Source organism: Streptomyces asoensis (genome assembly GCF_013085465.1).
GTDB classification, from domain to species: domain Bacteria; phylum Actinomycetota; class Actinomycetes; order Streptomycetales; family Streptomycetaceae; genus Streptomyces; species Streptomyces cacaoi_A.
In genome coordinates this window covers 8,461,262-8,479,890 of the sequence record NZ_CP049838.1, presented here as the reverse complement: position 1 = coordinate 8,479,890, position 18,629 = coordinate 8,461,262, and the positions used below count along the sequence as shown (strand labels likewise).

16 protein-coding genes and 1 riboswitch are annotated in these 18,629 nt (G+C 71.0%); of the genes, 1 reads left to right on the top strand and 15 read right to left on the bottom strand.

Annotation, left to right across the window (positions count from 1 at the left end; all coding sequences use genetic code 11):
• Window positions 1-17 precede the first annotated feature (17 nt).
• On the bottom strand, window positions 18-983 hold the full coding sequence (locus G9272_RS37825) for a LysM peptidoglycan-binding domain-containing M23 family metallopeptidase (protein WP_171400721.1): 966 nt from the start codon (window positions 981-983) through the stop codon (window positions 18-20).
• 4 nt (window positions 984-987) lie between these two features.
• A riboswitch (cyclic di-AMP (ydaO/yuaA leader) is annotated at window positions 988-1,147 on the bottom strand.
• A 304-nt stretch (window positions 1,148-1,451) separates the two neighbouring features.
• Entirely contained in the window at window positions 1,452-3,527 is a 2,076-nt protein-coding gene (locus G9272_RS37820; protein WP_171400720.1) for an alpha-galactosidase, read from the bottom strand.
• Window positions 3,528-3,751: 224 nt separating this feature from the next.
• Between G9272_RS37820 and G9272_RS37815 the strand changes: the two genes are divergently transcribed.
• The gene (locus tag G9272_RS37815; RefSeq protein WP_171400719.1) at window positions 3,752-4,549 is read left to right on the top strand and encodes a tyrosine-protein phosphatase; all 798 of its coding nucleotides are present in this window, start codon (window positions 3,752-3,754) and stop codon (window positions 4,547-4,549) included.
• 21 nt (window positions 4,550-4,570) lie between these two features.
• On the opposite strand, the gene G9272_RS37810 is transcribed toward G9272_RS37815, so the two are convergent.
• The 13 genes from G9272_RS37810 to hpnC form a co-directional block, all read right to left on the bottom strand.
• Entirely contained in the window at window positions 4,571-4,693 is a 123-nt protein-coding gene (locus tag G9272_RS37810; RefSeq protein WP_020129477.1) for a DUF6126 family protein, read from the bottom strand.
• Window positions 4,690-5,322 carry a helix-turn-helix domain-containing protein gene (locus tag G9272_RS37805; RefSeq protein WP_171400718.1) on the bottom strand — a complete coding sequence of 211 codons (633 nt, stop codon included), beginning with the start codon at window positions 5,320-5,322 and terminating at the stop codon, window positions 4,690-4,692. The genes G9272_RS37810 and G9272_RS37805 overlap by 4 nt, the downstream gene beginning before the upstream one ends.
• 137 nt (window positions 5,323-5,459) lie before the next feature.
• Window positions 5,460-6,845: an aspartate aminotransferase family protein gene (locus tag G9272_RS37800; protein WP_171400717.1), complete on the bottom strand. Its 1,386-nt coding sequence runs from the start codon at window positions 6,843-6,845 to the stop codon at window positions 5,460-5,462.
• Window positions 6,842-8,764 carry a 1-deoxy-D-xylulose-5-phosphate synthase gene (gene dxs / locus G9272_RS37795; RefSeq protein WP_171400716.1) on the bottom strand — a complete coding sequence of 641 codons (1,923 nt, stop codon included), beginning with the start codon at window positions 8,762-8,764 and terminating at the stop codon, window positions 6,842-6,844. Before dxs ends, G9272_RS37800 begins: the two co-directional genes overlap by 4 nt.
• A gap of 26 nt (window positions 8,765-8,790) precedes the next feature.
• Window positions 8,791-9,948 (bottom strand): flavodoxin-dependent (E)-4-hydroxy-3-methylbut-2-enyl-diphosphate synthase, encoded by a 1,158-nt coding sequence (gene ispG, locus G9272_RS37790; RefSeq protein WP_171400715.1) that lies wholly within the window; start codon window positions 9,946-9,948, stop codon window positions 8,791-8,793.
• A gap of 4 nt (window positions 9,949-9,952) precedes the next feature.
• Window positions 9,953-10,975, bottom strand: a complete 1,023-nt coding sequence (hpnH, locus tag G9272_RS37785) for an adenosyl-hopene transferase HpnH (protein ID WP_171400714.1) — start codon at window positions 10,973-10,975, stop codon at window positions 9,953-9,955.
• A 5-nt stretch (window positions 10,976-10,980) separates the two neighbouring features.
• Window positions 10,981-11,622, bottom strand: coding sequence for a phosphorylase family protein (locus G9272_RS37780; protein WP_171400713.1), 642 nt, complete (start codon window positions 11,620-11,622; stop codon window positions 10,981-10,983).
• A complete protein-coding gene (gene shc / locus G9272_RS37775) occupies window positions 11,622-13,643 on the bottom strand; it encodes a squalene--hopene cyclase (RefSeq protein ID WP_171400712.1) in 2,022 nt (673 codons plus the stop codon). The genes G9272_RS37780 and shc overlap by 1 nt, the downstream gene beginning before the upstream one ends.
• 117 nt (window positions 13,644-13,760) lie before the next feature.
• Window positions 13,761-14,789: a polyprenyl synthetase family protein gene (locus tag G9272_RS37770; protein ID WP_171402347.1), complete on the bottom strand. Its 1,029-nt coding sequence runs from the start codon at window positions 14,787-14,789 to the stop codon at window positions 13,761-13,763.
• 110 nt (window positions 14,790-14,899) lie between these two features.
• Window positions 14,900-16,321: a hydroxysqualene dehydroxylase HpnE gene (gene hpnE / locus G9272_RS37765; RefSeq protein WP_171400711.1), complete on the bottom strand. Its 1,422-nt coding sequence runs from the start codon at window positions 16,319-16,321 to the stop codon at window positions 14,900-14,902.
• On the bottom strand, window positions 16,318-16,449 hold the full coding sequence (locus tag G9272_RS46265) for a DUF6380 family protein (protein WP_367398586.1): 132 nt from the start codon (window positions 16,447-16,449) through the stop codon (window positions 16,318-16,320). Before G9272_RS46265 ends, hpnE begins: the two co-directional genes overlap by 4 nt.
• Before the next feature lie 20 nt (window positions 16,450-16,469).
• Window positions 16,470-17,420, bottom strand: coding sequence for a presqualene diphosphate synthase HpnD (gene hpnD, locus G9272_RS37760; RefSeq protein WP_171400710.1), 951 nt, complete (start codon window positions 17,418-17,420; stop codon window positions 16,470-16,472).
• On the bottom strand, window positions 17,417-18,328 hold the full coding sequence (gene hpnC / locus G9272_RS37755; RefSeq protein ID WP_171400709.1) for a squalene synthase HpnC: 912 nt from the start codon (window positions 18,326-18,328) through the stop codon (window positions 17,417-17,419). The genes hpnD and hpnC overlap by 4 nt, the downstream gene beginning before the upstream one ends.
• Window positions 18,329-18,629 lie beyond the last annotated feature (301 nt).

The window sequence follows — 18,629 nt, the reverse complement described above, 5'->3', positions numbered from 1 at the left end:
GTCGGAGTCGGAGGGGGTCAGCCGACAGAGACGCCGTGCGAGCGGAGGTAGGCGATCGGGTCCACGTCGGAGCCGTAGTCCGGCGTGGTGCGGATCTCGAAGTGCAGGTGCGGGCCGGTCACATTGCCGGTCGCACCGGAGAGCCCGAGCTGCTGGCCCGCGGTCACGGTCTGGCCGGCCGAGACGGAGAGCTGGGACAGGTGGGCGTACTGGGCGTAGTAGCCGTCGGCGAGCTTGATGACGACCTGGTTGCCGTACGCGCCGCCCCAGCCCGCGGAGACGACGGTGCCCGCGCCCACGGCCTTGAGGGAGGTGCCGGTCGGGACGACGAAGTCGGTACCGGTGTGGTAGCCGCTGGACCACATGCTGCCGGCCGTGTGGTACGCGGTGCCGACGGTGGCGCCCGCCACCGGCAGCGTGTAACCGCCGGAGGTACCGGTGCCGCTCTCGGCGGCCTGGGTGACCGCCTTCGAGGAGGACGAACCGGACGACGAGGATGAAGAGGACGAAGGGGACGACGACTTGGCTCCGGACGCCTTCGACTTCGACGAGGAGGACGAGGAGGAACCGAACGACGAACCGGTGCTGCCGGTCGCGGCCTTCTTGCCGATCGAGAGCTTCAGTCCGGGGTGGATCAGCGACGGGTCGCTGCCGACGGCCTGGCGGTTGTCCTGGTACAGCTTCTGCCAGCCGCCGTTGACGTTCTGCTCGTCGGCGATCTTCGACAGGTAGTCGCCGGACTGCACGGTGTACGTCTTGGCCGTCGTGGCGGTGGCCGTCTTCTGCGCCACCGGGACGGACTGCACGGCCTTTTCCGGAACGGCCTGGGAAGCCGACTGTGCGACGGACTGCGCGGGGGCCGCGTGAGCGCCGGCGGCACCTATGAGCGGAAGGGCGAGCGCGGCGCCGCCCGTTCCGGCGACGGCTATGGAACGAGTGAAGCGGTGGGCCTTCGGACGGCGGTGCTTACCCTTCGCGGGCATGGCGAATTCCTCTCCGGCGCCTGCGAGGTGAGCTGTCGGGTGCGGGCTGGAGATGCCCGGCCGCGCCGAGGCGCGGCTTTACCCCAAAGCCTGTTCCGGAGACCGGAACAGGCGGTTGTACCTGTGGGTCCCCCGCTCCTGCCAGATACGGGTGAGTGTGCGGATTCCGGGCGGTGGCAGGATTCGGCGTCCGTCCGGATTGGTGTGGAACGTAAGCGACCAGGACGCACAGGGACAAGCAGAGGTTGCGCTGTTAACGCCTTTCTCTTGATCCGCTGTGAGAATCCCCGGTCACACTCCGTGAGACAGGGGGCCCATTTGCCGCCAAGCACCCTGGAAAAGCATGCGAATTACGTGAACATGACGGACGACGTACGGTCACGGATATGACGCTGCTCACGTGACAGCTCTCCAGGTTCCTTTATTCCAGAGCGAGTTGGAACGAAGGATCCAATTCGGACAGAAACCTCAGATGCGACGCAGCCGGATAACCGTCGCATCAAGGTCGCCCCGCAGTCCGGTGCGCAGTCCATGGTGGAGCAGCACCGCCCCCCGGTGAACTTCGCCCGTTTCGCGGCATTCGTACGATGCTGTCGGGTCGAGCCCGCGCAGCCGCAGCGCCGGAACGGGCTCGCCGAACCGCTGCGCCTGGAGCCAGGCGAGGACGACGCTCTCGTCACCGCGCACATACTGGACGGCGCTCAGGCCGCCCGCCGGGGGCCGCAGCCGGTAGAGGTCGCCCTGCTGCACGAGGGGCCGGATCTCCTTGTAGAGGTCCACCCACCGACGCGCCTCGGCGAGCTCCTCCTCGCTCCACTCGGAGAGGTCCCCGCCGACGCCGAGCACGCCGGCCATCGCACTGACGAACCGGAAGCGCAGCGAGCTGACCCGGCCGTTGAGCTGGGCGTTGGGACTGTCGGTGACCCAGGCCGCCATGACCCGGGCGGGGTGGATCTGGCTGAAGCCGTGCTGGATGTCGAGCCGGTCGAGCGGATCGGTGTTGTCGGAGGTCCACACCTGGTCGGTGCGACTCATGATCCCGAGGTCGATGCGCCCGCCACCGCCGGAGCAGGACTCGAAGGCGACTTCGGGGTGGGCCGCCCGCAGCCGGTCCAGGAGCGCGTACAGGGCCCGGACGTGGTCGACCCAGAGGCGCTGCGGGTAGGGGTCGTCCGGCCAGCCGGCGTCGGTGAAGCAGCGGTTGAAGTCCCACTTCACATAGTCGACGGGCGCACTGGAGAGGAGCCCGTGGAGCTGCTCCCAGAGGTACTCCTGGACGTCCTCGCGCGCCAGGTTCAACATGAGCTGATTGCGGAACTCCGTCCGCTTTCGTCCGGATTGGAACTGCACCCAGTCGGGGTGGGCCCGGTACAGCTCGCTGTCCGGGTTGACCATCTCGGGTTCGACCCAGATGCCGAACTGCATGCCGAGGGCGTGCACCTGGTCGGCGAGCGGCTTCAGCCCGTTGGGGAACCGGTCGGGGTTGGGCCGCCAGTCGCCGAGCCCGGCGTGGTCGCCGGTGCGCGCCCCGAACCAGCCGTCGTCGACGACGAAGAGTTCCACGCCGATCGCGGCGGCCCGCCGGGCGAGCGCGCCCTGCTGCTCCTCGGAGATGTCGAAGTAGGTGGCCTCCCAGGAGTTGAACAGCACCGGCCGGTGCTGTTCGGCGTCCGGGACGACGTACGCGCGCTGGTAGGCGTGCCAGGTGCGGCTCGCCCCGCCGAAGCCGGCGTCGCTCCACAGGCCGGCGAAGACGGGTGTGGTGAAGGACTCCCCCGCGGCCAGCCGCAGCAGACCCGAGTCGTCGTACCCGGCACCTCCGGTGATCTGCACGCGCGCGTCCGGGAGTTGGGCGACGGCGATCCGCCAGGAACCCGACCAGCCGAGGGCGCAGCCGTAGACCTCGCCACGCTCCTCGGTCGCGTCGGTGTCCAGGGCGACCCAGGGCAGGTGCTGGTGCCCGGTGTGGCCGCGGCGGCTGCCGATGACCTTCTCGCCGTAGGTGAGGGGGGCCCGGGTGAGCCGGGACTCGGCGGCCCAGCGGCCGTGCAGCTGCGACAGCCGCCAGTCGTCGCGCTCGGGCAGGGTCCAGGTGGCGGAGTCGGCGCGCAGCAGCTCCAGCGGCCGCTCACCGTCGTTGCGCAGGGTCGTCCAGCGCTCTACGACATCGCCCCGCATCCGGTAGTGCAGGGTGACGGCCAGCCCGGCGTCCCGGAACCGCAGCCGCAGCTCGTCGCCGTCGGCCTCGAAGTCCTCGAAGGACCACTCGGTGCCGCGCCGCTCGTCGGTGCGCACGGACAGGGCGGGCCGGACGAAGCGGGGGCCGCCCTCGACCGGGTACTCCTCCCGGCCGTCGAGCGGGGACTCGAAGGAGGCCCCCCGTTCCGACGGCGGGAGGATGGCGAGCGCCTCGGCGTCCGCGAGCGCGATGCCCGGACCCCAGTGCAGGTGGACCAGCTCGTCGGCCTCGGTGAGGTGGAGGGCGTAGCTGCTCGTCGGCCCCGAAAGGAGCCAGGTGCGGCCGTTGTCGGCGATCTCGGGCATCAAACCCCCACTAATTCGAACAGGTGCGATCAAGCACCAACATCATCGAATGCGGTCGGCCTGCCGGGCAACTTTCCGTGGACAACTCTTCACCTGGGCAGACGTCCGGAGCACCGCCCTGTGGACAACCCGTTGCCCGGGGAATCCATGTCGTATCGTCGTGGAGATGTCCCGTCGGCCACCACGAGCCGCGCCGACGGAGACCGACAGGGAGGGGAGCCCCCGTGACGCAGCAGATCCCGTCGACCGAGCCCGAGCTGGCCGGTGTGCGCAACTTTCGGGACGTGGGCGGTCTGCCGACCGTCGACGGCCGGCGGGTGCGGCACGGCGTGCTGTTCCGCAGCGGCCATCTCGCGCACGCGACCGACGAGGACGCAGCGTTCCTCTCCGACCTGGGCCTGCACACGATCTTCGACTTCCGCAACGCCGCGGACCAGAAGCTGGAGGGCCCGGACGTCGAACTGCCGGGCGTGCGCAATGTGAACCTGCCCCTGTCGGACCCGGCGGACGGCTCCGAGTTCTGGAAGATGGTCCGCGACGGCGAGATCGACCAGCTGCGCGGGATCCTCGGCGACGGCAAGGCCGCCGGCCGGATGATCGCCTCCTACCGCTCGATCATCAAGGAGCGGACGGCCGAGCACGCGCGGGTGCTGCACTCCCTCGCCGAGGACAGCGTCCCGGCCCTGATGCACTGCGCGGCGGGCAAGGACCGCGCGGGCCTGTCCATCGCGGTGACGCTGCTCGCCCTGGGCGTGGAGCGCGAGGCGATCCTCGCCGACTACCTGGAGTCCAACGCCAAGCACCGCCGCTACCGGGTGCGCCGCAGCGCCACCTCCGCCGAGGCCTACTCCCCCGAGGTCATGGAGCTGCTCAGTCCCCTCTTCGACGCGCGCGCGGAGTACCTCGCGGCGGCCGTGGAGACCATCGAGGAGACCTGGGGCGGCGTCGACGCCTACCTGGAGGAGGGCCTGGGCCTCTCCCCCGAGACCCGTGAGCGGCTGCGGGACCGACTGCTCGACTGACCGCACCGCCCGCCGAGGGCTCTACTGGTTGGCGCCCACCTCGAACAGCAGCCAGAGGAACGCCGCGAAGACGTGTCCCACCGCGATGTAGATGATCAGCCGGATCCATAGGGTGCGGGGAAACTTCTCCTCGATGTCCTTCATGGCGTCTCTCCGATGTGCGAAGGGGTCGGGCCCAGACACAGCGTGGCCGTGGGGCTCTGAAGCAGGGTGTGGACGAAGAGCAGCTCGACCCCGTCGGCGTCCTGCGCCGCGATGCGGTGCGGGGTCAGCGAGTCGAAGTGCGCGCTGTCACCGGGCCCGAGCAGCTCGGTGGTGTCCCCGAGGCGCAGCCGCAGCCGCCCACGCAGGACGTGCAGCCACTCCTCCCCGGGGTGCACGCGCACGACGTCTCCCTGGGAGCCGTACGGCACGTGGACCCGCAGGGCCTGCATCCCGCGCCCGGAGGCGCCCGCCTGCCAGTACGTCCAGCCGCCCGCGCGGGTCGGCTCCATGCCGGCGGCGCGGACGACGGCGTCCCGGTCGGCGGACCTCTCGCCGAGCAGTTCCGAGACCGTCGTACCGTAGATGCGGGCGAGCGCGAGCAGCATCGGCAGCGAGGGCTGGCGCTGCCCGGTCTCCAGACGGGAGAGATGGGCGGGCGACAGCCCGGCGGCGCGGGCCGCGGCCTCCAGGGTGAGGGCGGCCCGGCGGCGCAGGGCGCGCAGCTGGGGGGCGACGGCGGGAAGAGCCCCGGCTTGTTCCGCCGGGTCCTCGGACTCGGGCGAGCTCATGGCTCCATTGCACGCCGGAATTGCCTCTGCGGCAAATTTGTTGCCTCAGAGGCAAAAGGGCAGACGAAAACGGGGCGGCGAAAGCTTAGCTTCGGAGGCCCGGGCAGCCCTTCTGGCCACCCGCGCTCCCGGGCCGCTCAGCGGTTGGCCACCGCCTGCTTCACCAGCGTCCTGCCGAAGTCCCACATCAGCCCGCCGCCGCTGTGCGCGTCGTCCATCACGGCGGTGAAGGCGTCGACGAACCGGTCCACCTCCCGCTCGCCGACGGTCAACGGCGGGATCAGCTTGATCACCTCCAGGTGGTCACCGGAGACCTGGGTGAGGATCCGGTGCCGTTGGAGCAGCGGTACCACCACCATCTGCGCGAAGAGTCCCTTGCGGGCCGCCTGGAGCATGGCCCACCGGCTGCGCAGCTTCAGCGACCTGGGCTTGCCGAACTCGATACCGATCATCAGACCCCGGCCGCGGACGTCGGCCAGCAGCTCGTACTTGTCGACCAGCGCCGCCAGCCGGGACCTGAGCAGGTCGCCCGTGGCCCGCGCGTTGGCCACGATCTGCTCGTTCTCCAGCACGGACAGCACCGCGAGCCCGGCCGCCATGGCCTGCGCGTTGGACCCGAAGCTCGCCGAGTGCACGAGCACCCGGTCCATCGACGAGTAGACCTTCTTGAAGATCCAGTCCTTGCCGAGCGTGGCGCCGACCGGCACATAGCCCCCGGACAGCGCCTTGGCCACGCACACCAGGTCCGGCTCGACGCCGTCCTCGTGCTGGTAGGCATAGAAGTCGCCGGTCCGGCCGAGACCCGTCTGCACCTCGTCCGCGATCAGCAGCGCCTTGTGCCGGTGCAGCAGCTCCTGCGCGGCCCGCAGACAGCCGGGCGGCGCCTCGTGCACCCCCTTGCCCTGGATCGGCTCGACGATCAGGGCGGCGACGTCTCCCTTCCTCAGCTCACCGGCCAGTGCGTCGAGATCGCCGAGCGGGACCGCCGTGTCGGCCAGCAGGGGCGCGAACCCGTCCCGGAATCCCGACTCGCCGTTCACCGACAGCGAGCCCGTGGTGAGCCCGTGGAAGGCGTGGTCGCAGTACAGGACCCTCGGCCTGCCGGTGGCGTACCGGGCGAACTTCAGCGCCGTCTCCACCGCCTCGGTGCCGCTGTTGCCGAAGAACACCCGGTCCAGGTGCGGACTGTGGGCGAGCAGCTTCTCGGCCAGCAGCCCGGGCAGCGGCTGGCAGTCGAAGCGGGTCAGGTCGGCGAGCTGGGCGTCGAGGACGTCGTGCAGCGCCTTGCGGACGACGGGGTGGTGCCGGCCCAGCCCCATCACCCCGAACCCGGCCAGCATGTCCAGGTAGTCGTTCCCGTCCGCGTCCCAGAAGTACGCGCCCTCACCGCGCTCGTAGACCTTGTCGAAGCCGATGGTGTGCAGCATGCGCGGCAGTTGGTGGTTGAGGTATCTGCCGTGCAGCTCGTAGCGCTCGGCTCCGCGCTCGGCCAGCAGGGCGCCGAGGTCGAACTCCGTGGTCATTCAGCTTTCTCCTTGACTGGGCCGGTCACCGGAGCGTCGACGGACCGGACATCCCTGGCCGCCAGGCTCGCGCTGATCCGGCCGGCCACCTCGACGGGGGTGAGGCCGATGTCGGCGAGCACCTCGCCGCGCTTGGCGTGCGCGAGGAACTGCTCCGGGATCCCGAACCGCCGTACGGGCACGTCGACGTCGGCGTCGCCCAGGGCCAGCGCCACCGCCGATCCGACACCGGCGGCACGGCTGTTGTCCTCGACGACGGCCACCAGCCGGTGCTCGGCGGCGAGGCCGGGCAGGGCCGGGTCGACGGGCTTCACCCAACGGGGGTCGACGACCGTGCAGGCGACGCCCCGGGCCTCCAGCAGCTCGGCGGCCTGGAGGCACACCGGCGCCATGACGCCGACGGCCACCAGAAGCACCTCCGCGCGGTCGCCGTGGTGCAGCACGTCCATGCCGCCCACCCGGCCGACGGCCGGCACCTCCGGTCCGACCGACTCCTTCGGGAAGCGGACCAGGGTCGGCGCGTCGTCCACCGCGACCGCCTCCCGCAGTTGCGCGCGCAGCTGCTCGGCGTCGCGGGGGGCCGCGATGCGCAGTCCCGGGACGACCTGGAGCACGGACATGTCCCACATGCCGTTGTGGGAGGCCCCGTCCACGCCGGTGACGCCGGCCCGGTCCAGCACGAACGTGACCCCGCAGCGGTGCAGGGCCACGTCCATCAGCAGCTGGTCGAAGGCCCGGTTGAGGAAGGTGGCGTAGACGGCGACGACGGGGTGCAGGCCACCGGTCGCCAGGCCGGCCGCGCTCACGGCCGCGTGCTGTTCGGCTATGCCGACGTCCCACACGCGGTCCGGGAAGCGCTCGGCGAACCTGCCGAGTCCCACCGGATGCAGCATCGCCGCGGTGATCGCCACCACGTCGTCGCGTTCCTCGCCGATCCGCACGATCTCGTCGCCGAAGACGGACGTCCAGGACGGGCCGCCGGCGGGCGCGAGCGGCTCGCAGGTGAGGGGGTCCATCGCTCCGACGGTGTGGAAGTGGTCCTCCTCGTGCGCGAGGGCGGGCTCGTACCCGCGGCCCTTCTCGGTCAGGCAGTGCACCAGCACCGGCCCGTGGAAGCGCTTGGCCCGCCGCAGCGCGGACTCGACGGCCTTGATGTCGTGCCCGTCGATGGGGCCGAGGTACTTCAGGCCGAGGTCCTCGAACATGCCCTGCGGCGCGAACGCGTCCTTGAAGCCCTTCTTCGCGCCGTGCAGCGACTCGTAGACCGTGTGGCCGACGACCGGGGTGCGCAGCAGTACGTCCTTCCCCCAGGCCAGCACCTTCTCGTAGCCGTCGGTCGTGCGCAGGGCCGCCAGGTGGTTGGCGAGTCCGCCGATGGTCGGCGCGTACGAGCGCTCGTTGTCGTTGACGACGATGATCAGCGGCCGGTCCTTGGCGGCCGCGATGTTGTTCAGCGCCTCCCAGGCCATGCCGCCGGTGAGCGCGCCGTCGCCGATGACCGCGACCACATGGCCCTTCTCGCCCTGCACCTGGCGGGCCTTGGCGAGACCGTCGGCCCAGCCGAGGACGGTGGAGGCGTGGCTGTTCTCGATGACGTCGTGCTCGGACTCCTCACGGGAGGGGTAGCCGGACAGGCCGCCCTTGCCGCGCAGTTTGGAGAAGTCCTGACGCCCGGTCAGAAGCTTGTGCACATAGCTCTGGTGTCCGGTGTCCCACAGGACGCGGTCGACCGGCGACTCGAAGACCCGGTGGAGCGCGACGGTCAGTTCGACCACACCCAGGTTGGGCCCCAGGTGTCCGCCGGTCCTGGCGACCGCGTGCACCAGGAACTCCCTGATCTCTTCTGACAGTTCACCGAGTTCCGCCTCGGACAGCGCCTTCAGGTCGCGTGGTTGCCGGATGTTCTCCAGGATCGTCACGTCGGGCCCCCTTCGGTCCGTGCTGTTCAACTCACGGTGACGGCCGGCTCCCCCGCCGCGACGCCGTCCTGTTCCATCTGCTCGGCGATCTTCATCGCCTCCTCGATGAGGGTCTCCACGATCTTCGACTCGGGGACGGTCTTGATGACCTCGCCCTTCACGAAGATCTGCCCCTTGCCGTTGCCGGAGGCGACCCCCAGATCCGCCTCCCGCGCCTCGCCGGGGCCGTTGACGACGCACCCCATGACGGCGACGCGCAACGGGACCTCCATGCCCGTGAGGCCCTCCGTGACCTCGTCGGCCAGCTTGTACACATCGACCTGGGCCCGCCCGCAGGACGGACAGGAGACGATCTCCAGCCGACGCTGCTTGAGGTTCAGGGACTCCAGGATCTGGATGCCGACCTTCACCTCCTCGACCGGCGGCGCGCTCAGCGACACCCGGATCGTGTCGCCGATGCCCTGCGAGAGCAGCGCGCCGAACGCCACCGCCGACTTGATCGTGCCCTGGAACGCCGGACCCGCCTCGGTCACCCCGAGGTGCAGCGGATAGTCGCTCTGCGCGGCGAGCTGCCGGTACGCCTCGATCATGACCACCGGGTCGTTGTGCTTGACCGAGATCTTGATGTCGCGGAAGCCGTGCTCCTCGAAGAGCGACGCCTCCCAGAGGGCGGACTCGACGAGAGCCTCGGGAGTCGCCTTGCCGTACTTCTGGAGCAGCCGCCGGTCCAGCGAGCCGGCGTTCACCCCGATCCGGATCGGGGTGCCGTGCTCCCTCGCCGCCTTGGCGATCTCCTTGACCTTGTCGTCGAACTGCTTGATGTTGCCGGGGTTCACCCGGACCGCCGCGCAGCCCGCCTCGATCGCGGCGAACACGTACTTCGGCTGGAAGTGGATGTCCGCGATCACCGGGATCTGCGACTTGCGCGCGATCGTCGCGAGGGCGTCCGCGTCGTCCTGCGTGGGGCAGGCGACGCGGACGATCTGGCAGCCGGACGCGGTGAGCTCGGCGATCTGCTGGAGGGTGGCGCCGATGTCCGACGTACGCGTCGTCGTCATCGACTGCACCGACACCGGGGCCCCGCCCCCGACCGCCACCGGACCGACCTGGATCCGCCGCGACTCGCGTCGCGACGCCACCGGCCGGACCGGCATCCCGGGGACGCCCAGGGAAACGGCGGTCACGCCGTCACTCCCGGTTTCCGTTGACGGTCTCACGCAGGGCGCGCAGGGACTCCTTCAGCGAGCCCATGGTGGCGAGGACGGCGGTCGGCTCGTAGCCGCAGTGCGCCATGCAGTTGGCGCAGCGCGGGTCCTTGCCCCGGCCGTACTTGTCCCAGTCCGTCTCCTCGATCAGCTCGCGGTACGTCGGCACGTACCCGTCGCTCATCAGGTAGCAGGGCCGCTGCCAGCCGAACAGCGAGTAGTTGGGGATCGCCCATGCCGTGCACGGGAAGTCGGCCTTGCCCTCGAGGAAGTCGAGGAACAGGGGTGAGTGGTTGAGCCGCCAGCGGCGCCGGTTGCCGCCCGAGAAGGCCTTCTTGAACAGCTCTCGGGTCTGCTCCACGCCGAGGAAGTGCTCCTGGTCGGGAGCCTTCTCGTAGGCGTAGGCGGGCGAGATCATCATCTCGTCGACCTTGAGGTCGTCGTTGAGGTAGTTGAGCACCTCGATGATGGTCTGCGGGGTGTCGGTGTTGAAGAAGGTCGAGTTGGTGGTCACCCGGAAGCCCGCCCGCTTGGCCTCCTTGATGGCCGCCACGGCCTCGTCGAACACCCCCTCCTTGGCCACCGACTCGTCGTGCCGCTCCCGCAGCCCGTCGATGTGCACGGCGAAGGCGAAGTAGGGAGAGGGCGTGAACTTGTCCAGCTTCTTGCGCAGCAGCATGGCGTTGGTGCAGAGGAAGACGTACTTCCTCTTGGCCACCAACTGCCGCACGATCTCGTCGATCTGAGGATGCATCAGGGGCTCACCGCCCGCGATGGACACCATCGGCGCACCCGACTCCAGCACCGCGCCCACGGCCTGGGCGACCGGCATGCGCTGCTTGAGCACTCCCGCCGGGTGCTGGATCTTGCCGCAGCCCTCGCACTTGAGATTGCAGGCGAAGAGCGGTTCCAGCTCGACGATGAGCGGAAACTTCTCCCGCTTGCGGAGCTTCTGTTCAGCCAGGTATGTAGCGACCTTGATGGACTGGCGCAGTGGCATGGCCATGTGGCTCACCTCCGGGGGAGCAGAACATTACGGTGCCATTCGAAAAAAGCAGGCAGGACTGAGCGAAGGACGCGGAAGGCAGATATTCCACCGCGTACCGTGCCGATCCGGACAAGTTCATGTTCAGGAGCGTCCACGACCACCCGGACGGCCGCAACCGGGCGCGGCTCCGCGCGCACGGCGCTCAGCAGCGTGGCCGCCGACTCCATGTCCAGGGCGATTGCGCCGGTCGCCAGCAGATCGGCCCGCTCATGACCGCGAACGACGTGGTCGGAGCCGGTGAGGGGGCCGGTGTGGACGGTGCGCCCGGGCAGGGTGCGGGCGAGTTCCTTGACGAGCAGCTCGGTGCCGACGCAGGGGACACTGCCCCGCGGGTCGCGGGTCTCCTCGGCGACGACCAGATCACCGGGGTGCATACCGGGGGCGAGGCCCGCGCAGAACCCCGTGGCCAGCACGGCCGCCCCGGCGAACACCGGGTCGGCCAGGACGCGGGTGACGGAACGCTCCGCCGCCTTCGGCCCCATGCCCGTCCGCAGGACGGTGACCGGCCCGTCGGCTCCGCCGCGGTCGCCCATGCGCAGGGCGAGGTGCTCGATGCCGAGGGCGCAGGCGATCAGCAGCGGCGACGGGACGGACTGCGTGCTCATCAGCCCCCCTTGGCCTCGGTGGAAGCCGCGTGCGTGGCGGGCTGCTTGCTGAACGGCTCCCCGTGGACGTACCGGCCGAGCGCGGTCAGCGGGAAGACCTGCCGGTAGAGGTGGTAGTTGATCGAGAAGTCCCAGGGGAAGCCGGTGCCGGTGAAGTAGGGCTCGTCCCAGGAGCCGTCCTCCCGCTGGGTCTGCGCCAGCCAGGCGACGCCCCGCTCGACGGCCTTGGAGTCCTTCTCCCCGGCCGCCAGCAGCGCCATCAGCGCCCAGGCCGTCTGCGAGGCCGTCGAGGCGCCCCGGGCACTCCAGCGGGTGGCGTCCTGGTAGGAGCGCAGGTCCTCGCCCCAGCCGCCGTCGTCGTTCTGTACCCGCTCCAGCCAGCCGACCGCCCGACGGATCGCAGGGTGCTGCGCGGGCAGGCCCGCCGCGGTGAGGGCGGGCACCACCGACCCCGTGCCGTAGACGTAGTTGACGCCCCAGCGCCCGAACCACGAGCCGTCCGGCTCCTGTTCGGCCAGCAGCCACTCGATGCCGCGCCGGGTGCGCGGGTCGTGCGAGAGCCCCTCGACCGCCAGCATCTCGACGACGTGCGCGGTGACGTCGGCGGACGGCGGGTCGATGACCTCGCCGAAGTCGCAGAAGGGCATCCGGTTGGGGAACGGGCTGGTGTTGTCGACGTCGAAGGCGCCCCAGCCCCCGTTCTTCGACTGCATGCCGAGGTTCCAGCGCACCCCGCGCGCGATGGCCCGGTCCATCCGCTCCGGGTCGTGGTGCTTGACCCGGCGCAGCGCGAGGACGACCTCCGCGGTGTCGTCGATGTCGGGGTAGTTGTCGTTGTGGAACTCGAACGCCCATCCGCCCGGCGGAAGTTGGGGCCTGCTCACCGACCAGTCGCCCGGTCGGACGACCTGCTCGCCGAGCATCCAGTCGGCGGCCTTGACCAGTTGCGGGTGGTCGGCGGGAAGTCCCGCGTCGGCGAGCGCGATGGTCGCCAGGCAGGTGTCCCACACCGGCGACTGACAGGCCTCGATCATCCGCGCGCCGTCCTCGCGCCACACGGCGTATCGATCCAGCGACTCGAGTCCCGCCCGCATCACCGGGTGTTGGAGGTCGTAGCCGAGCAGGTGCAGGGCGATCACCGAGTACACGGCGGGCGGCTGGATGCCGCCCCAGGCGCCGTCGTTCTCCTGCCGCTCGATGATCCAGCGGGCGGCGGAGTTCAGGGCCGCCTTGCGCAGCCTGCGCACCGCGACCGACCGGTAGCCGCGCACCACCTTGTCGAGCCGCTGGAACAGCCCGTCCCAACTGTTCACCGGAGCGAGGGGCTTGGCCGGGTTGGGGTTCGCGGGGTCGGCGTGCAGCTCGTCGAGCGGGAACGGGGCCGGACGCACCGGGCGCTTCGCCGACACGACGGTGAGCGGCACGATCGTCTGCCGCGCCCAGCAGCCGAAGTTGTAGATGCTCAGCGGGAACCACTTGGGGAAGAACAAGAGCTCCGGCGGGAGTTCGGGCAGGTCCTCCCACTTCCACCAGCCGAACAGGGCCAGCCAGATCCGGGTGAAGACCCGGGCGGCGGCGATGCCCCCCTGCTCGCGGATCCACCCGGAGGCCCGGCTCATGTGGGGCGCCTCGGGGGCGTCGCCCGCCAGCCGCAGGGCGACATACGCCTCGACGGTGGCGGAGAGGTCGGGCGGACCGCCGTAGAAGGTGGCCCATGTACCGTCCTCGCGCTGCTCGCCGCGGACGAAGAGCGCGGCGGCCCTGGTCGTGGCCTCGTCGTGGATGCCCAGGAACTGACGGAGCAGCAGGTCCTCGGCGTCCATCGTGACGTTCGTCTCGAGGTCGCCCTTCCACCAGCCCTCGGCGTCCTGCCCGGCGAGCAGGAAGTCGGTGGCGCGCTGCATCGCGCGGGTGGCGGCTTCTTGTACCCCGGCCGCCACGGGGATGGTGATGTCGGTTTCGCTGGCCGCGGCAGCGCGGGGCGGCAGGGCCCCGGTGCTTCCGTCGGTCGTCGCTGTCATGGCTTCCCCTTCGTGCAGTGTGCATGGCGTTGCGTCTGCTGTGGGTCCGCCGTCGGCCGGTGCTCTCTCCTCGCACACCGGCCGGCGACTACGCGAGGGCTATTCGACCGATAGGGATCATCTCTTTCGTACGACGACGAAGTCGGCGAGCGCCGTGAACTGGTCCCGCACCTGCTCGGGCATGTCCACGGCGTTCAGGGCGTCCAGGGCGACCGCGTGCTGACGGCGTGCCTCCCCGGCGGTCCAGTCACGGCCGCCCGCCTCCTCGATCAGTGCGGCGCGGGCCGCGAACTCCCCCTCGGAGAAGGTCTCGAAGTCGCTGCTCTTGGCGTCGGCGGCGAGGATCTCCCCGAGCCGCTCGGAGGCGGAACCGCCCGCCGCGAGCGCGGCCACCACCGGCAGGGACTTCTTGCGCTGGCGCAGGTCGCTCCAGGTCTGCTTGCCGGTGGCCTCCGGGTCGCCCCAGATGCCGAGCAGGTCGTCCACGGCCTGGAAGGCCAGACCGAGGTGGTAGCCGTACTTCTCCAGGGCGTCGGCGGTGCGCTGGTCCGCCCCGCCGAGCACGGCGCCGATGGAACTGGCACAGGCCAGCAGGGCCCCGGTCTTGTTGCCCTCCATCTCCAGGCACTCCTCGACGCTGACCCGGTCGCGGTGCTCGTAGGAGATGTCCTGGGCCTGGCCGTCGATGAGGCCACGGGTGGCGATGGTCAGGCGGTGGGTCGCCCGGGCCGCCTCGGCCGTGCCGAGTTCGAGGAGGATCTCGCCCGCGAGGGCGAACAGGGCGTCGCCGACCAGGATGGCCTGGGCGGGGCCGTGCAGCTTCCAGACGGTGTCCCGGTGCCTGCGCTGCTCGTCGCCGTCCATCAGGTCGTCGTGCAGGAGCGAGAAGTTGTGGACCAGCTCGACGGCGACCGCGCCGGGGACGCCGACCTCGGGAGCGGCCCCGGCGACCTCGGCGGAGAGCACGGCGAGGGCGGGACGCACGGCCTTGCCGCCGTCGCCGTCGGTCGGGTTGCCGTGGGCGTCGATCCAGCCGAAGTGGTAGGCGGCGACCGTGTCCATGGGCGGTGCCAGACGGTCGACGGCCGCCCGCAGCACCGGTGTGGCCAGGGTGCGGCCGCGCTCCAGGAGCGCGGTCACGTCCACCGCGGTCCTCCGAGCGGCCGGCGTGGCCGGGGGCACAGTGGGCACGTTTTCTCCTCTTGTTGCGGTGCTGGAGAGGGTGCGGGGGTGTGCCGAGCCGTGCTGATCGAGCATCAGGCCGCCTCCTCGAACTCGAAGAGGTGGCGGGGGCGGGGCCGGCCCAGGGCGCTGAGCGCGGCGTCCGCCGCGCTCACACCGCTGCGGACCGCACTCTCCATGGTCGCGGGCCACCCTGTGGCGGTCCACGCTCCGGCCAGGTACAGGCCGGGGGCTCTGGTGCGGGCGCCGGGCCGAAGGCGCCCGACGCCGGGGGTGGGGGCGAACGTCGCCGTGCGCTCCCGGGTCACGAAGAAGTCCCGCACCTCGGCGCCGCGGGTGCCCGGCAGCAGCCGCCGGAGTTCGGGCAGATAGCGCTCGCGCAGCGCGGCGACGGGTTCGTCGATCTCGTCCTGCGCCGCGGACTGGGACAGGGCGAGGTACTGGCCCTCGCGCAGTCCGGAGGCGGCGGTGCGGTCGAAGACCCACTGCACGGGCGTGCCGAGCGCCGCGAAGAAGGGCTTGTCGAGCACCTTGCGGTCGTAGACGACGTGCACGTTGAGGATGGGCGCGGTACCGATCTCCAGCAGCCGCTCGGCGTCGTCGAGCGCCCCGTCGGGGAGCAGGTCGTACGCCTCGCGGTGCGGTACGGCGAGCACGACCGTGTCCGCGCGGAGCGTCTCGCCGGGAACCTGAACGCTCCACGTCCCGTTCCCGTCAAGAGAGAGGGAGGTGACGCGTGTACGGACCTCGGTACGCACGCCCGCGGAGTCGAGCGCCTTGCGGGCGAGCCGGTCGTGCAGTTCGCCCAGCGGGACATGCGCCCAGCCGATGTCGGCGGCGCCCGGGTCGGACAGCAGACCGGTCTTGAACACCATCGCGGCGAGCCCCAGCGAGGAGTCGCCCGCGACCGCGTTGAGGGTGGCGACCCCGACCAGATCCCAGAGGGCCTCGACGGCGCGTGCCGACTGACCGTGGGCGGTCAGCCAGCTGCCGAAGTCCTGTGCGTCCAGCCGCGGATCGGCGAGGTCGAGCCCCTTGAGCGCGAGCGCGGCACGGCCCACCCTGGCGCGTTCGGCGAGCGAGAGATGCGGATACGTGGCGAGGCTGCGCCCCAGATGCAGGGGCACGGGCAGCGCGTCGCGCCGCAGCCTGCCGAGCCGCCGCCCCTCGGGCCTGGCCACGTCGACGACGGGCACGTCGAGACGATCCTGCAAGGGCGCCAGCGCGCTGCCCTCGATGCGCTCGAGGAACCAGCGATAGGCGGTGCAGCAGCGCAGGTACACGTGCTGTCCGTTGTCCACGGTCAGTTCGCCGCGCTGGAAGGAGAAGGCCAGGCCGCCGAGCCGGGGCCGGCCTTCGAGCAGGGTGACGCGTACGCCCGCGTCGGCGAGCGCGAGCGCGGCGGTCACCCCGGCGAGCCCTCCCCCGACGACGACGGCGGTACGCCCCGAAGGGCCGGACGCTCCAGAGGCGCCCGCGAGTTGCTCGTCGTTCATCCTGCGCCCTCCCGTGCGGACCGGCCATGGTGTTTGAACTCTGCACCGCTGGCCGTCGCAGTCAGGGACGCCGCGCCGCACCGGAGGGTTGCGTGCCGCTTTTCGCCGGTGGAATCACCTTGGCCCATATTGTCACCGGTCGCGTCCATCAGGGGTGCCTCCTGACGGTGCGCCGCGACACATGCCGGGCGTCCAGGCCCGACAGTCCGCGTACGGCCACATAGGCCTTCTCCCGCCCGGGCAGCGAGACCCGGCCGCGCAGCACGGCCTCGGGGTCGCGCTCGATGCGGTCGAGGAGACGGCGGTAGATGCCCGCCATGGCGGCGACACAGGCGCCGCTGCGCCGGTCGAGCAGGGGGAGCAGCCGGTAGCCCTCGGCGAAGAGGGCGCGGGCCCGCCGCACCTCGAAGTGCACGAGACCCGCGAAGTCGGAGCCCTCCGGCGGCTTCGGCCCGTCGAACCCGGCCGAGCAGCCGAACTTCGCGAGGTCGTCGGCGGGCAGATAGGTGCGGCCGCCCTCGGCGTCCTCGCGGACGTCGCGGAGGATGTTCGTGAGCTGGAGTGCGAGCCCGAGCGTGTCGGCATACTCCGGCGCGCGCTCGGCGCCGCGCGCCCCCGGCTCGGCACCGAACACGCCGAGCGAGAGCCGCCCGATGGCGCCCGCCACACAGCGGCAGTACACCTTCAGGTCGTCCCAGGTCTCGTAGGTCTCGCCGCGCACGTCCATCAGCACGCCGTCGATCAGCTCGTCCAGGCCGCGCAGCGGGATGGGGAAGGCCCGGGCCGTGTGCGCGAGGGCGACCGCGACGGGGTCGGTGTCGTCCTCCTCGACCTGACCCGCGCGGACCCGGGCGAGCAGCGCCCGGGTCTCCTCGAGCCTGGCGGTCTTGACCGCGCCGTCCAGTGCGCCGTCGCCGATGTCGTCGACGCGGCGCGAGAAGGCGTACAGCGCCGACATCGCGCGGCGCTTGGGCGTGGGCAGCAGCCGGATGCCGTACGCGAAGTTACGGGCCTGCTGTCCGGTGACGGTCTCGCAGTAGCCGTAGGCGGCGAGTACCGGCGCGGACACGTGCGGTGACGGCTCCACGGCCCGGATCACCCCTCTCCTCGCAGGGTCACGCCCACCTCGCGCAGCAGTCGGAGCCTGCCGGGCTTGGGCGGGCCGGGAAGTACGTCGTACTCGGCGGCGGCGATCGCCTTGATCGCCGCCCTTCCCCCCGCCACGAACCCCGCGAGCAGCAGCCTCAGCCTGCCGTGAACGCTACCCACCAGGGGGGCGCCTTCATTCAGCAGATCGCGGGCGCGTTCGGCTTCGTACGCGACCAGCGCGCGCACCGACGCGCCCGCGGTGTTCGTGGCCAGATCCGATTCCTTGACGTGAAAGCGCTTCATGTCCGCGGCGGGCAGATAGACACGGTCGCGGCCGAGGTCCTCGGACACGTCCTGGAGATGCTCGACGATCTGTAGCGCGGTGCAGATCGCGTCGGAGCGGCGGATCCGCTCGGGGGTGGCGGCGCCGGTCACGGCGAGGACCAGCCGGCCCACGGGATTGGCGGACAACTCGCAGTAGGCGAGGAGGTCGTCGTAGGTCTCGTAGCGCGTGACGAGCTGGTCCTGGCGGTTGGCGGCGATCAGGCCGAGGAAGGGCTCGGGGCCGAGCGAGCGGCGGCGGACGGTCGGCTGGAGGCGGCGCAGCAGGGGGTGCCGGGGGGTGTCGTCGGATCCATCGAAGACACGATGCAGATCGGCCTCGAAGGCGTCCAGCAGGGCGAGGCGGTCCTCGGCCGCGGTGGCCGACACGCCGAGCAGCCGGGCGTCCGCGCCGCCGGGGGCGAGGTCGCCGTCGCCGATGTCGTCGACGAGCCGGGCGAAGCCGTACACGGCCATCAGGTCGTCGCGCCAGGCCCTGGGCAGGAAGAAGGGGGCCACCGGGAAGTTCTCGTCCGCGGCCTTGTCGAGCGTGCCGCGCTCCGGGTCGCCGATGCGTGGCGCTGCGGGCGCCGTCATCGCCGACCGCCCGGGGCGGGGACGGCACGGCTTGCGTCGATCTGGGGAGTTTCCGTAGCCATCGCCGTCACATCTCCCGTTCTACACTGCTGACCTAATACACACTATTTCGGACACGCCGCCGAGCCGCCCACGCAGCGGCCCCGACGGCGGCCACTGCACGTTTTCGCCCCACTTGGCGCGATTCGGGAGCCGGTCCAGCTTACGTTGTACAACGCAGCACGGTTCGCGGGGGTGTCCGGGACATCACAACAACACACCGATTGGCGTCAAGATTCCTAGGCTGACCCGGAGTTGACGT

Coding starts and splice junctions, on each gene's coding strand:
- G9272_RS37825 (WP_171400721.1), bottom strand. CDS start 983: ATGCCCGCGAAGGGTAAGCACCGCCGTCCGAAGGCCCACCGCTTCACT.
- G9272_RS37820 (WP_171400720.1), bottom strand. CDS start 3,527: ATGCCCGAGATCGCCGACAACGGCCGCACCTGGCTCCTTTCGGGGCCG.
- G9272_RS37810 (WP_020129477.1), bottom strand. CDS start 4,693: ATGAAGGACATCGAGGAGAAGTTTCCCCGCACCCTATGGATCCGGCTG.
- G9272_RS37805 (WP_171400718.1), bottom strand. CDS start 5,322: ATGAGCTCGCCCGAGTCCGAGGACCCGGCGGAACAAGCCGGGGCTCTT.
- G9272_RS37800 (WP_171400717.1), bottom strand. CDS start 6,845: ATGACCACGGAGTTCGACCTCGGCGCCCTGCTGGCCGAGCGCGGAGCC.
- hpnH (WP_171400714.1), bottom strand. CDS start 10,975: ATGGCCATGCCACTGCGCCAGTCCATCAAGGTCGCTACATACCTGGCT.
- G9272_RS37780 (WP_171400713.1), bottom strand. CDS start 11,622: ATGAGCACGCAGTCCGTCCCGTCGCCGCTGCTGATCGCCTGCGCCCTC.
- shc (WP_171400712.1), bottom strand. CDS start 13,643: ATGACAGCGACGACCGACGGAAGCACCGGGGCCCTGCCGCCCCGCGCT.
- hpnE (WP_171400711.1), bottom strand. CDS start 16,321: ATGAACGACGAGCAACTCGCGGGCGCCTCTGGAGCGTCCGGCCCTTCG.
- G9272_RS46265 (WP_367398586.1), bottom strand. CDS start 16,449: ATGGGCCAAGGTGATTCCACCGGCGAAAAGCGGCACGCAACCCTCCGG.
- hpnC (WP_171400709.1), bottom strand. CDS start 18,328: ATGACGGCGCCCGCAGCGCCACGCATCGGCGACCCGGAGCGCGGCACG.